The sequence below is a fragment of the Methanomassiliicoccus sp. genome (assembly GCA_033485155.1).
GTDB lineage: Archaea > Thermoplasmatota > Thermoplasmata > Methanomassiliicoccales > Methanomassiliicoccaceae > UBA6.
The window spans coordinates 154,258-168,234 of the sequence record JAWQJJ010000007.1 but is presented as its reverse complement, the minus strand read 5'-3'; the positions used below and the strand labels follow the sequence as shown (position 1 = coordinate 168,234).

At 55.5% G+C, this 13,977-nt stretch carries 10 protein-coding genes; 3 read left to right on the top strand and 7 right to left on the bottom strand.

Features of this window, described 5'->3' with window-relative positions; translation table 11 throughout:
* Nucleotides 1–635: 635 nt before the first annotated feature.
* Both SA339_11145 and SA339_11140 read right to left on the bottom strand, forming a co-directional pair.
* Complete coding sequence (locus tag SA339_11145; protein ID MDW5563772.1) at nucleotides 636–2,549, bottom strand: PAS domain-containing protein; 1,914 nt, start codon at nucleotides 2,547–2,549, stop codon at nucleotides 636–638.
* Between the two features lie 434 nt (nucleotides 2,550–2,983).
* Nucleotides 2,984–3,517, bottom strand: a complete 534-nt coding sequence (locus SA339_11140; protein ID MDW5563771.1) for a TATA-box-binding protein — start codon at nucleotides 3,515–3,517, stop codon at nucleotides 2,984–2,986.
* A 339-nt stretch (nucleotides 3,518–3,856) separates the two neighbouring features.
* Here SA339_11140 and SA339_11135 point away from each other — a divergent pair, with 339 nt between their 5' ends.
* Nucleotides 3,857–4,282: a hypothetical protein gene (locus tag SA339_11135; GenBank protein ID MDW5563770.1), complete on the top strand. Its 426-nt coding sequence runs from the start codon at nucleotides 3,857–3,859 to the stop codon at nucleotides 4,280–4,282.
* Between the two features lie 605 nt (nucleotides 4,283–4,887).
* Here SA339_11135 and SA339_11130 read toward each other — a convergent pair.
* The 5 genes from SA339_11130 to SA339_11110 all read right to left on the bottom strand — a co-directional run bounded on the left by SA339_11130 (nucleotide 4,888) and on the right by SA339_11110 (nucleotide 12,397).
* On the bottom strand, nucleotides 4,888–5,994 hold the full coding sequence (locus SA339_11130) for a DUF362 domain-containing protein (GenBank protein ID MDW5563769.1): 1,107 nt from the start codon (nucleotides 5,992–5,994) through the stop codon (nucleotides 4,888–4,890).
* A gap of 599 nt (nucleotides 5,995–6,593) precedes the next feature.
* Nucleotides 6,594–7,073 carry a hypothetical protein gene (locus SA339_11125; protein MDW5563768.1) on the bottom strand — a complete coding sequence of 160 codons (480 nt, stop codon included), beginning with the start codon at nucleotides 7,071–7,073 and terminating at the stop codon, nucleotides 6,594–6,596.
* A 111-nt stretch (nucleotides 7,074–7,184) separates the two neighbouring features.
* Nucleotides 7,185–9,104 (bottom strand): glycoside hydrolase family 15 protein, encoded by a 1,920-nt coding sequence (locus tag SA339_11120; protein ID MDW5563767.1) that lies wholly within the window; start codon nucleotides 9,102–9,104, stop codon nucleotides 7,185–7,187.
* Nucleotides 9,105–9,262: 158 nt separating this feature from the next.
* Nucleotides 9,263–10,762: an MFS transporter gene (locus tag SA339_11115; protein MDW5563766.1), complete on the bottom strand. Its 1,500-nt coding sequence runs from the start codon at nucleotides 10,760–10,762 to the stop codon at nucleotides 9,263–9,265.
* Between the two features lie 81 nt (nucleotides 10,763–10,843).
* Nucleotides 10,844–12,397 (bottom strand): ATP-binding protein, encoded by a 1,554-nt coding sequence (locus SA339_11110; GenBank protein ID MDW5563765.1) that lies wholly within the window; start codon nucleotides 12,395–12,397, stop codon nucleotides 10,844–10,846.
* 420 nt (nucleotides 12,398–12,817) lie between these two features.
* On the opposite strand from SA339_11110, the gene SA339_11105 reads away from it, so the two are divergent.
* Both SA339_11105 and SA339_11100 read left to right on the top strand, forming a co-directional pair.
* Nucleotides 12,818–13,390, top strand: a complete 573-nt coding sequence (locus SA339_11105; GenBank protein MDW5563764.1) for a hypothetical protein — start codon at nucleotides 12,818–12,820, stop codon at nucleotides 13,388–13,390.
* Nucleotide 13,391: 1 nt separating this feature from the next.
* Nucleotides 13,392–13,823 (top strand): hypothetical protein, encoded by a 432-nt coding sequence (locus tag SA339_11100; protein MDW5563763.1) that lies wholly within the window; start codon nucleotides 13,392–13,394, stop codon nucleotides 13,821–13,823.
* Nucleotides 13,824–13,977 lie beyond the last annotated feature (154 nt).

The window sequence follows — 13,977 nt, the reverse complement described above, 5'->3', positions numbered from 1 at the left end:
CCTTCAGCATCTCTTCGACCGGCTTGTTGATGAAGGTCCAGTTCATGTTGATGTCGGTGACCGACAGCGGCCAAGGCAGAGAATCGAGGATCTGCTCATAGAGGTATATCTTATCCTCGAGCTGCTTTACCTTGTGAGCAAGGGCATTCCAATCCATTTCCTGACTGGGGCTTACGACTCCCGCATTTCGACTGACATCGCTCAGAGTATCACCATTTTTGATTATTTTGAAATATATTTATTCGAAGTATATATACTGCAAAGAGTTCAGAATCACGACAGATTACAAGAGTAAAGATTCTACAAGCGCCGAGAGACCGATCTTGCACCAATCGGTAGCTTCTAAACCAGGTCCAGGACCTACATCAGCTCATAGCGATGCTCTAGTGCTACCATTATTAGAAGCCGAGGATGCGCGGGCTCGAGTCCTTTCATTCGGTTAGAGATATGGTATCAGCATCGATGAGATTGAGCGTCCATTGGAGCCACTCGTGAATGGTAGGTGCCGGTCTGGGCTTAGAATGGAGGTATGAAAGGCTTTGTTGGCTCTCGTCTGGAAAAGGAATTGGAGCCCTAGACCAGCATCGATACCATAATTGAATGCTATATACTGCTTTGCCTGAACTGACCCGACATTATATCGGGATGGCGAAAAAGAACGTCGTCCCCTTGCCCGGTTCGCTCTCGAACCAGATGCGACCGCCGTGTCGTTCCACGATCTTCTTGCAGATCGCCAGGCCGATGCCCGTCCCAGGATACTCTTCCTTGGTGTGCAGGCGGGAGAACATCTTGAACAACCTGTCTGCGTATTGGGGATCAATGCCTATCCCGTTGTCCTTCACACAGAAGATGAACTCATGCTGAAACGAGATGGCTGAGATCTCTATCCGCGGCTTCTCCGCTCCTCGGAACTTAATAGCGTTCGATACAAGATTTGTGAGCAGTTGGATCATCTGAGTCTCTTCTGCGTATAATGAGGGGAGCGGCTCGATGATGACCTGTGCTTCCGATTCGGAGATGGAAAGGTCAAGCTCATCCTTGACCGTTTCAGCGACCTTGTACATGTCGACGCAGGTGAACATCTTGGTCTGGGAGTCGACACGCGAGAAGAGCAAGAGGTCGTTCACGAGCTGCCGCATTCGCTCCGCACCCTCGACAGCGGTGCTCATATACTCCCTGGCCTGCAACGGAAGCGCTCCGCCGAACTTCTTGTCAAGAAGCCCAAGATAGTTAGTCACCATCCTCAACGGTTCCTGTAGGTCGTGCGACGCGACATAGGCGAACTGTTGCAGCTCCTCGTTGGATCGCTTCAGCTCATCGGCGAGTTTAATGAGGTCTTCCTCCGATCGCTTCCGTTCGGTGATGTCTCTCGCTACCCCCACTATCCCGATCACACTCCCATCGGAGGCCCGGTAGGGCGACTTGGTGGTAAGGAATACCCTCTCGCCTTCACGCGTCATGACCTTCTCTTCAAGAACCTCGCTTACTCCTGTCTCCATCACTCTCCGGTCCGAGGCGATCAGATCGCGACCGATCTCATGATCGCCGTAAATTTCGAGATCGTCCTTGCCGAGCACCTCTTCCTCTGTTCTTCCGACAGACCGGAGCGTCGCCGGGTTGGCAAGGAGCCATCTGCTCTGTCGATCCTTGAGGAAGATGAGGTCCTCAGTTGTCCCCAGGACCGCTTTCAAGAGAGCTTCACTCACCGCCAGCATCATGGTGCGCTCCTCCACCTTCCGTTCCAGCTCCTCGTTGGCCACTTTGAGGGCCTCTTCAGCCCTTCTCAACGAGGTTATGTCGTGGAACATCCAGGTTCGGCCGTAGTATTTTCCGTCCTTACCGAAAACGGGCGCGGAATATCGGTCCAGGACCATCCCGTTCTTGAACTCTATCGCATCATGGCTGGTTTCATCGATATGATCATTGAGGTAGGTGACCTTTTCGAGGAACTCTTCAGGATTTTTGGTCAAATTGACAACATGGTTTAACAGCAGGCTGTCATCCTCATCGTCCATTATATGCTGGGGGACCTTGTACAGTTCAACAATCCGGCGGTTGACGAGAACTCGTTTGTTGTTCTCATCGATGACTAGGATGCCGTCTGGAGAAACGGCCGTCTGAGCCTCGAACAGAGCGCTCTTCTGACGAAGCGCCTCTTCCATCCGGCGACGATCGGTGATATCCCTGATCTGCACCAGCACATCCGCCCTATCGGTTCCATTGTCGATGGGTGATCCGCACCAATCGACCCAGAACTCATCACCTTCGCGGTTCCTGAGCGGATAATCTCTGACCTCTTCACCTTTGCCGCTCTCCGAGATACGTTTGAGAATGGGAATGGCAGGGTTATTCTCGCCCCCTCCGACGAAGTCGGCGAACCTCCTGCCGACCAGCCCCCTTTCATTGAACGCCGCAGGATGGTATGATCCATAGGCATCACTCATGTACTTGACCCTAAACCCGTCGGCCGAGAGGAGGAGTATCGCTCCCGGCAGTTGTTTGATCACTTTGAGGACTGCTCGCTCATCGTTCATACCTGGAGTTGTCATTTGATAGCCAACTATGCCGCTTTCGAGGGAAATAGCGATTATTGAATCAGATAATGCTACTTGAAGCCTCCTCCCCGATGAGCGGGAATGATGTAGGTTGCAAATAAGGCGGTAACGCCGATGGACGACATGGTCGATCTCTTCTAACGTACCGAGAAATCCCAAGTTCATCCCGCCCTAATTGACAGTGATCCATATTTTGCAGGACAATGAACTGGATGTCATGCTACTACGAGAAAATGATATTATAATGATATAATATATATAATTGCTATATTATTTACTGGACGATAGCAGCCCCGCAGAATAAACAATACCATGGTGGTTACAGAGTCTCCTTCCACCATGGGGGCTACCTATCACTCTTCCATTCCTCAGTATGATTCTAAGTTGAATGCATGGACAATCGATCGGGCGATCTGATCGTCCCTGCTTCATCTCAACAGGCCATTGGACCGCAGTTCAGCTGTGATCTTGTCGACAGCGACCTCGATATCCTTCGGCGTCTTCCCGCCGGTGCAGACCAATCTCCCTGAGCCGAAAAGCAGGATCACGATCTTGGGATCGTTCATGCGATATACTAGTCCAGGAAACTGCTCCGGCTCGTACTCCACCTGCTCCAACCCGAAGGAGATGGCGATAGCGTTCAGGTTGAGTTCTTCTCCCAGGTTGGCGGAGGCCACGATGTTCTGGACGATGATCTCCGGTTCGTCGGCAACGGTGACGCCTGTTTTCTCCAGCTGTTTGATCAGTTTACCAATGGCCTCATGGACCTGGTCTGAGTTTTTCGCCCCAGTGCAGACGACCTTACCGCTCTTGAACAATAGGAGCGCTGCCTTGGGGTCATTGATCCGGTAGATAAGGCCCGGAAATTTTTCTGGCTCATACTCCGCCTTTTCCAAGGTCATAGCAAGCGCTTGCAGATCAAGCTCATTGCCCAAAGTGGCGGAGGCCACCACGTTCTCGATTTTGTAGGTGGATATATTATCGCCTCCGATGCCTAATCCCTTCGGCCATATATAGTAAAACCCCCCGTCGGTGGGGTGGTCAGATCCCCACGTCGGTGGTTTTGGACGGCCTTTGCACATCCTCGGATGCCGGCCTAGATCGTTACCTCATCAATAGCTGTTCTGATGCAGCGGCCGATAGACATCGAAAAAAAAGGATCGGCATTGCTATCGGAGTCGATGCTCGACCGTGGATGTGAGGCCATGAACGGGAATTAGCCCACGGCTCCGGCTATCAATTACATCAGGTGGGAGATGAGAAGCGATATATATTATGATAGAAAATATATACATACACATATGAAATATGGGGAGAGGAGCAAGATTGCTATCGGTATCGTCGGGTCCATGCTCGGCCTTGCATCTCTTCTTCTACCGTGGAGCGAAGCGGAGATCGGAGACAGTGGAACGTCTGTCTTATCCTCGAATCTCGTTGACCTGCTCCTTCATTCGGTGAACGCGGCAGCCATCTTCGGAGCCGTCCTTTTCATGGTCGGCACTGTGATCTGCTTTTCCACATCGTTCGGAGTATTCGCCCAGTTGACGGGCCTGATCACGCTGGCCCCCAATATCCTCGACCTGCCGTCCCTTGTCCCGGAATATGGGCATTTCGATCTTTCCCATGTCCATTACGGACTAGGCTTCTTCATAGCTACATTCTCCGCGCTCATCGAGTTGTACGTGCTCGTTTACTTCTGGTGGTGGATGGAGCAGGCGGAGGCGTGAGCAAAGGATTTCCCTCCGCTTCCTCGGGATAAGGCCAAGCAGGCCATTGCTCCCCGAGACCCCATAGCAATTGCAATCATGCAGCTAGCTTTCCGTGGCACGTGGGAGCGTGGTCCACTACCGATCGGTCCACCACCGTCATGTCTGGTTCGAACGGAGGCGCATGCCAGCGAATATTGGAACCCTTCTGCTGCCTCACGATTATCAAGGCGAGGTGCCAGACTGTGGCAGCTTAGACCGCTGGTCACAAGAGGTTGCCGATAGCCCCTATCATCCTCGCCGCACCATAGAACAAACCGATAAAACACATGAGCGCCAATCCTAACGTATAGGAAGCAAACAGACGAACTATCTTTGCATTACTCATATCGACGACCCCCCATCCCGGATCTCTGCGCATGCGCATCGTTGTATTATAATAAAAATTTCGTTGAGATTGTCATCCTGGATAAGGATGAGGGCAGCACGGGACCGGTGACTCATCAACTTCCCCGGTGCACGACCGACGATGGAGTATGCAGCCAGCCAGAGCGTTGAACTTGGTTACCAGGCGACGGCCATTGCCGGGGTCTCGTAGGGCGGTCGAGCTACGATCCGACATTGCCTCATAGGGTCACTAGCTCGTAATCACGGCTACCCAGTCCGATCTCCTCACCGTAGCTCAGCTGGATGGTCGGCTCGGTGATGGACCGGAGGCCGTTGAACTTGTCCTTTCCCGCTTCCAGGTTCATCTCGAGGAGTGACCCCGAGATACCGACCTGGGCGTTCACCAGGTCGAAGCTGGCCTGGTCGATCGCCACGGGGTCCGTTGACGCAAGGAAGCCGATGTCCGGCACTATGGGTGCATCGCTCCAGGGGCAGCAGTCACAGTCCGGAGTGATGTTTGTTAGGAAGTTCATGTAGCCTATGCGGCCCTCATGAGACCTGGCCACGCCGTAGGCGTACTCGGTCATCCTCTCCATGAACGGTGGGATCTCCGCGGTCCAGTCGAGCTCGATTGCCTTTTCTGGGCACACTGTGAGGCACTCCCCGCAGCCGATGCAGTCATTGGCCTCGATGCTCGCCTTCTCCTCCGAGACGGAGACTGCTCCCTGGGGACAGACCTCCCGGCATGAACCGCAGCCGATGCACGAATCGTGGTTGACGACCATCCGGCAGGCATGCTGCTCCTTCTTGCCCATGGCCGGGGCGCCCCCCATGGCCATATTCTTGATGGCCCCGCCGAAGCCGGACATCTCGTGGGCCTTGAAGTGAGTCATGACGATCATGCTGTCCGCGGTCACGATATCCCGGGCCAGTTTCACCGAGGAGAAGTGCTTCTTCCCGATCCTCACCTCCATGATATTGTCGCTCCTGAGCCCGTCGGAGATGATGAGGGGTGCACCCGCCACTGTATAATCGAACCCGTGCTCCAGGGCAGTGATCAGGTGGTCGACCGCATTATGCCGGCTCCCCGAGTACAGGGTGTTGGTATCGGTGAGAAAAGGGTTGGCTCCAATCGCCTTTACCCGATCCACCACCGGACGGACCAGGACTGGATTTATGAAGCCATCGTTGCCCCTCTCCCCGAAATGGAGCTTGATGGCGGTCAGATCCCCCTTCCTGATGAGCGGCCCGAACTGCGCTTGTTCGAACAAGGACCCGACCTTATTGACCTTGTTCCCCTTCTCCCCCCTCGTCCTCAAGTTAGAGAAATAGACCTTGCTCGTCATGATCAGTCCTTCGATCCCCTTAAACCAAACATCGATCCCATGCCAGCGTCGGCGGCGATGCCAATGATATACTGATGGCCGGTACGATATTAATATTCAGTGCAAACATGAGTGGCACATCAAGACAACGATGATATCGATGTTGCATACCCGAGGAGCCAAAGTACAACCAAGGTATCGAGGCGACCATTAACGTCGTCGTCGGAAAATTGAGGCCATTGATACTCTACGAGCTGAGAGAAGACACTTTGCGCTTCAGCGAGCTACAGGTTCGAGCAAGCCGCATATGACTCTAAGAATCTCACGAAAGAGCTTCGGCAGCTGGAGGCGGACGGCCTTGTTGTCAGGAAGGTCTGTCTTCAGGTCCCCCCGAAGGTCGATACACCCTGACTGCTAGGGAAAGGTTGATCATCCCGGTCCTCGATCTGCTGTGCCAGTGGGGCGAGGGGCACCTTGGGGACCGCATCAGATTCAGGTGCGACGAGGAGGAGTCCTATACCAATCCTCACATCATGGATCGGCGTCCGATCGCCCTCGCCTTGAGACTTGCTCGGGATCCGAACCCTGGTCATCTCGATTTGCCCGAGGATCCGTCGATATTAGACCTGCAGGTGAGCTTTGAGATCGGAGAGAAACTTCATCTCGCCCTCAGTGATCTTAGCTCCGGTACCCAGGAATCCTGATCCAGAAGCATTGACCACGGCTTCAGCGAGGCCATACAGAAAGGTCTTCGTCTGCGTCCCATGCACTCCCGCACTGTCTAGCATGGGGACGATCTCGTCCACTTTCTTCATGACCGCATCGATGTTCAGTGTTTCGATGTCAACCTTCTCCTTGTGCCCATCCTTCCGATGGCTCAGGGCGTCGATGGTTCCCTGGACGATCAGATTTTCATGATAGGTGTTCTTTGATGTCGTGATATATTTTGCTGCCGCACCCGCTTCTCTCATGCTCGCTGAGAAATGTACTCCATCGGCCATCATCGCCCCGCCCATAATCAGCTGAGCCGTCGGAACGACCTCCCTCAAAATGGTCTCGGTGCTCATGTCCTGTGTTGCGCTGACCTGCAAGGTTGTCACCTACTGGCAGAAATATTGCGTGAGGCTGGTATTTACTTTCTTTGCAGCGACCAGTAGAGCGGATCTTTGAAAATGGGAAAAGGTTGGGAGGGCCCCTCGAATGGGGCCATCTTATCGGGAGGCTGTTGTTCTCACGACCTCCTTCATACTCTCGACGCCTTCACCGCCCTGCCCTTCGGTCCCGTGGTCTAGGTCCTCCCGGACCTTCTGAAGATTGGACTCGACCCAATCACCTAGCTCTATCTTGCCTATACCTCCGAAATGGGCAAGGAAGATGGCAGCGTTGATCACTCCAAGGTGGGAAAATGCCTGGGGGAAGTTGCCGATCTGCTCCTTAGTATCGGGGTCATATTCCTCTGCGAGCAAACCAAGGGGGCTGGCCTTGGACAGCATGTTCTCATATATTCGGCGGGCCTCCCCCACCCGTCCCGCGAGGACCAGAGCACTGACGAGCCAGAAGGTGCAGAGGATAAAGGTAGATTCCTTTCCTGAAAGACCTTCCGGAGCGTCGATGTACCGGTAGCACATGCCGTTGACGACCAGCTGCTCCATGGTAGCGTCGATGGTCGAGAGCATGCGGGGATCCCTTCCATCGATGAAACCCACTATGGACAGCATGAGGTTGGCCGCGTCCAGATGATCGTCCTCGAACGACTGCTTGAAAGCCTTCGTCCTATCGCTCCATCCCTTGGTCATGACCGCCTCGCGGATCGCGTCCCTCTCCTGCCGCCAGCGCTCGATGTCACCTTCCAGCTTCAATTCCTCGAACATCTGGATGCCGCGATCGAGGGCCAACCACAGCATGACCTTTCCGTAGACAAAGTTCCGCCGACCGCCTCGTACCTCCCATATCCCGCTATCCGGCTGCTGCCAGTTCTCGACTATCCAGTCCAAGATGTTACGTATCCTTCTCCCGCCCTCGGGCGGAGTGAACAGTCCGGCCCGCCATGCGTAGTAGGCCGAACCGAGCATTTCGCCGAAAACATCAAGCTGGACCTGATTGGCGGCCTCGTTGCCGATTCGCACGGGCTTCGAGTCCCTATACCCCCGCAGGTGCTCCAGCACCTCCTCCTTGGTCTGTCCTTCGGGAACGATGGGGTAGAGGATCTGAACATTTCCCGGGTCCACCGTCCTATATACCCATTTGGCATAGCTTTCAACGAAATCGGGATAGCCGGCCAGAACCAGGCTGAGCAGTGTGTACGAACCGTCCCTCAACCATGTAAAACGATAGTCCCAATTTCGCTCACCGCCGATCTCCTCGGGCAAAGAGGTCGTCGGCGCGGCGACGATGGCCCCGGACGGAGGGTAGGTCATCAGCTGCATCACCAGCGCCGAGCGGACGACCATGTCCCGATAAGGGCCCTGGTACGTGCACTTGCTCGCCCAATTCCGCCAGTAGCTCATGGTCGATTGGAGGGCTGCCGAGATCGAGGCTAGAGGGCTCTTGTCCTCATCAGTAGAAAGGGTAAAGAAGAACTGCTCCCCTGGACGCACGATGAAAGTTTGAGATAGGGCATCCTTCTCCCCTTCCTTGAGCCACCCCTGGGGACCGGTGATGACGAACGGGCCGATGTTTGCCTCGCTGCCATTGAGTTCGATGGTGGGATGATCGCGTGCGTAGTTTGGTCTCGGCTGACAGGTGCTCCTCATCTCCACCGTTCCGTTGAGACCCCTCACGATACGGACCAGCTTGCCCGGCGGACCGCCCTCCATGTCCTGTTCGGCCCAGGTCATGTCCATGAAGTCAAGCAGAGCTACCTTTCCCTCGGAGCACTCAAAGATCGTCTCCAGGACGTTGGTGTCCTTCAGATACCGGTGATCGCTCTTGCATGCCCCTGTCGGCTTGATGACCCAGTTGCCTCCCTTCTCAGGATCCAGGATCCCGGCGAAGATGGAGGGCGAGTCGAATCGGGGCCAGCATAACCAGTCGATCGAACCCGAGCTGTTCACGAGCGCTGCCGCATGCCGATTTCCTATCAGTCCGTAGTCCTCTATCGGACAATATCCACCCTTCAACTGTGCTACCATTCTTGTCGCCTCCTCGAACAAATTCTTCATTCCTTCTACAGCTACGACATGTCACCTGATTGCGATTTTCGCGGGTGCCCCTCGCCACAGAGAGCTTTATTGAGCTCCGTCCCCACTCCATCTCTACAGCGGTCAACGCGCCCGAGATGGTCCCCGGATCAGGTTGCATCCTTGCTCCCTCCTTGATCCTCCTTCGAACTGGCAGCCTTTTCACGGGGAAGTAGGAACGCCGCGGCCAGGCCGACCAATGAGACGAGTATGATCGATATTAGCGCCAGCCCGAAGGTCTGGGTCTGGGACAATATCGTCGTAACCAGGATCGAACCGACCACCGCGGTGCCGAAAGATGAGCCAAGGTTCGAAACGCTCCGAGATAGGCCGGAGATCTCCCCCTGGTCCTTCTCCGGGAACGCGGACTGGACGACGTTGACCGAAGAGGTCAGCATGATCCCTATGCCCAGGCCCATCAGGAACAGGCCCGGGACAAAGGTCCACAGGTCGGCGTCGGCTGCACCGGTCAGAGCGCTGGGAAGCCATATCACGAGCCCCATGCCTACCGTGGTCATGATAAAGCCGATACGAATGAGGGCCCTTTGCGAAAACCTCGTAGACATCTTCCTTGCCCTCGTTCCCGTCAGCAGGATACCGATCGTCGCCGGGGTGACGATCAAGCCCGCCGATACCGCGGAGAACCCGCGAACCGTCTGGAAGAAGACCGAGATGACAAAGAAAGCCCCCTGGAGGATCATCCACTGGATGAACTGCGTTATAAGCCCCAGGTTGGAGGTTCGGTTGCGAAAGATGTGAGTGGCCAGAAGCGGCGATTTGCCCTTCTTCTCCCTGGACCATATATGCAGGAAAAAGAGAGCCAGTATCACGCCTCCGATGGCCACGATGAGCCAGACCGGCGATATCCCTCCCTCTGGAATTATGACGATGTTGCCGATGGAGAAGTCTTGGTTCGATGTGAACCACCCATAGGTCCCCGACGCGAGGATACCCACGACCAGGAAGAACAACCCTGCCGCTGAAAGTACTGCCCCTAGGACGTCAAGCTTGGGCTTTACCCCCTGTATGCCGGGGTCGACGATCCTGCGGGCGAGGATGATGATGAGGAGAACGATAAGGGCTTGCAGGATGAATGAAGCCCGCCAGCTGATGACGGTCGTGATGAAGCCGCCGACCAACGGGCCAGCTGCCGCACCAATGCCCCCTGCGGCGCTGATCGCACCGAACGCCCGGGCTCTAGACTCCGTGCTCCGATAGGACACCGTGGCCAGGATATACACCGGCGGGATCAGGAGGGCGGAACCTATGCCCTCCATGAACGAATAGCCGACATACATAAGGCCCATGCCCGGCGTCAGCGCCGCCACGAGCGCTCCCAGACCGTAAACGATCAAACCGATTCGGAAGCAGAACTTGCGGCCCCAGATGTCGGTGAGCTTGCTGCCTGGGATCATCAACGCCGCCATTGTGAGCGTGAATAGGGTGATAGCGATCTGGACTCCATGAACATCGGTGCCAAGGTCGTTCGCTATGCTAGTGACGGCCACATTCATGTTCGATCCGGCATAACTGCATACGAACTGAGCGAGGACCAAAGGGAGGAGGATCGCTCCCAACATCGCCCCTTTCTTCTTATCGGAACCGCTCACAGGCTACTCCCCTAGAGTAGTTGCAGACGTGCGAGCAGAGGGTACATATCATTATCTGACGAGATAATTCATAATAAATGTTCAACCAGGTCCTCTCTGGACGACGGGCAGACTAAAAAGGAAGGTCGTTCCCTTGCCTGGTTCGCTCTCGAACCATATTCTGCCGCCATGTCGTTCGACGATCTTCTTCGAGATCGCCAGACCGATGCCGGTGCCCTCATATTCATTGTCATTATGCAATCGGTGGAACATGTGGAACACCTCATCCTGCATATGCGGATCGATCCCTATGCCGTTGTCACGCACCGAGAACACCCATTCACTGTCGCGTTGATTGGCGGACAGGTGGACCCTTGGCGCCTCCTGCCCTCGGAACTTGATCGCATTGACGACAAGATTCTCCAGCAGCTGCAGCATCTGCATCCTGTCCGCCTCGACGGGAGGCAGGGGATCGCTGGTGACCGTTGCCCCGCTCTCCTCGATGTAATTCTTCAGATCCCCAAGCACCGCGGCGAGGACTCCATCCATGTCGACCTGTTCCTCTGTTCTTTCCTGGATATCAATCCTGGAGTACAGGAGAAGATCGGCAATCATCCGCCGCATGCGGTCGGCCCCCTCTATGGCATAGTGCAGATACTCCTTGGCTTTCTCGTCCATCACCCTGCCGTCATACTTCTTTTCCAACAGTTCGAGGTGGGAGATCACCATACGCAACGGCTCGCGTAGATCGTGCGAGGCGACGTAAGCGAACTGCTGCAGCTCGGCGTTGGAGCGGCGCAGCTCATCGGCGGCCTTCTTCAACATGTCCTCCGCCTGCCTCTTCTCAGTAACATCCAGGTCCATCTCCAGGACCATGGGCCACCCGTCGACGTCGGTGAAGGGGAAATCATATGCTTCGATGATGCTGCCGTCCGGAGCCTGGACCTCCCAGTAATGGGGCTTTCCGGTCTCGAACACTCTGAAGGATTCGCAAAAGGTGCATGGTCTACTCTGCCCATAGCGGCATTCGTAGCAGGGTCGGCCATGATAATCTCCGAACCTCTCGCGGAACGCCCGGTTGGCGAAGAGGATGCGATGATCGCGGGTGATCAGGCTCACCATCACCGGCAATCCTTCGAGAACATCGTAGAGCCTCTGCCGCTCGGCCCCCAATGCTTCGGAGGTCCTGCGGCTCGCCTCAATCTCCGTCAGTACCTCCTCGGCCCACTTTCTCTCGGTTACCTCTCTGACAAGTACCCCTACCCTTCCCGGGCCGAGCCTGAACACCTGAGTCTCCAGGATCATCTCGGAATCTTGAACCCGGCCTTCATGGACCTCCTTGAGCCCGGTAGCCTCGACCCGGCCCAAAGTCGTGAGCAGCATCGGGTCGATCCTATCCATCAGGCTCCGCGTCCACTTGCCTCCCTCTACCTGGAGATCATGACCGACGGTCTTTTCCCAGCTGGGGTTGGCATCGAGGATCACCGCGTCGACGGGTTCTCCGCGCTCGTCCCTGATGACCTCTAGGACGATGAAACCCTCATCCAAGTTCTCGTACAGGGAACGGTACCAGGCTTCCGTGTTTCCTCGTTCGTTGGACAGTTGAACGTACCTTCTGGCTTTCTTCTCCTCTAGCAGACCCATGATGCCGACCAACCATACGCTCGTGTCGACAAGTGGATAGATGGGGCGGTCATCGTACTCAAACCTTCTCAGGGATCTATCTTCCTGCCTTCATTTCAACACGGCAGGCGGCTGCTAGGTACCGTGTCGAAGGATGGATGTTATCAAATTGGATATTTATACTCAACATCACATCCAGCATTTTATTTATTATAAAAGATTACAGTGGAAACGAAGGGGTATCTCGCCCCATGCCACGGTTGATCCAGCCCAATCCTTTCGCGCCTTCGGCCCTAGGTGTGATAAGGTCCGGGGATCAATCCGCCCGATCGAAGAAGGATGCGATTACTGCTCCCATCATGTTTGCTCTCGTCACCTCACAGCGGGAGGCGCCGCGTTATCCGTCATGATCTCGTGCAACGTAATAATAGAGGACTTGGGGACAGTGGCCCGGTGAACAAGATGATGGCCGTAAGGTGTCCAGCTTGCAACGAGCGGGTGGAAGGTTCGGATTCCGATGACCTCTCAGGGGCGATAAGGTCGCACTTCGCCGACATCCATAAGCTCGATATGGACGTGAGGATGAACATCGATGATGAAGGCCGCGAATGCAGCCCTGGCCTGGAGAGGCCCGGGAATGGATCGGACATCGGCCGCAGGGAGGAGCTCAGGGGAGGGGCGGACGCCCTGCAGGAGGGCGACGGAGAACCTCCTGGGTCCCCGACCATGAGTATGGGGCTGGCTCCGGGAGGCAAGGTGGATTATAAAGAGAGATCGTTCGAGGTCTCGGATGCCGGGGCCACGACGGGGATGGGGCAGTTCGAGGCTGGCATCGTCACGCCCGAAGGGACAGGCACTAGTGAAGAGACTAGGGGCATCCATATGTTCGAATGTCCCTTATGCCGCCAGGAGATCAGCGGTCCGTCCGAAGATGAAGTGACTACCTACTTCCATGACCACCTCGTTTCCGTCCATGATGATGAGCCGCCAATCACCCGTTTGATTCAGAAAGCGAGGAGGGGGTGAGATGACCATGGTCTCGGTCCTATGCCCATGGTGCGACCGACGGCTGGTGGCCGCTGACGGGGACATACTCTCCGGTGCCCTAACCGTGCACTTTCATCGCGACCATGGCCTTGTTGTGCCGGACCCCGATCAATTGCGGGGAGGCCAGGAAGGCCATCTCTCCTCCCTGTCCGAGATCGAGGGCACGAACGGTGATGAGTCGGAGACACGTGGGGGCTCGGAGGCGTATGGGGCGAGGATCACCGAACGAGGGGGTGACCTCTACGGGGTGACCGGGCCGCCCCACACCATAGCGGTGCAGAGGGCCGCGAAGATGCCTTTCGTCCAATGTCCATTATGCGGGTTCGAGGTTAGAGGCAAGGACGAGGGGGAGTTGTCTCAGAACCTGAAAGGGCACATGAGGGAGAATAACGAGCTGGAGATCGATGAGTGAATCGTTCCTTGTCTCCTACATCATTGATCATCGGCGCCGCCTGCGCTCCCAGGTTCGAGACATCGCACATCTCTGACGAAGCCCTTGCCTGCGGCTCTTTCCTCTCAGAATTACGCTTCGATTAACGTAAAGACTTATCATTTCCGATTGTCCA

Bases quoted from the DNA above. Each gene is read 5' to 3' on its own strand.
- SA339_11145 (MDW5563772.1), bottom strand. From the start codon at position 2,549: ATGACAACTCCAGGTATGAACGATGAGCGAGCAGTCCTCAAAGTGATC.
- SA339_11135 (MDW5563770.1), top strand. From the start codon at position 3,857: ATGAAATATGGGGAGAGGAGCAAGATTGCTATCGGTATCGTCGGGTCC.
- SA339_11130 (MDW5563769.1), bottom strand. From the start codon at position 5,994: ATGACGAGCAAGGTCTATTTCTCTAACTTGAGGACGAGGGGGGAGAAG.
- SA339_11120 (MDW5563767.1), bottom strand. From the start codon at position 9,104: ATGGTAGCACAGTTGAAGGGTGGATATTGTCCGATAGAGGACTACGGA.
- SA339_11100 (MDW5563763.1), top strand. From the start codon at position 13,392: ATGACCATGGTCTCGGTCCTATGCCCATGGTGCGACCGACGGCTGGTG.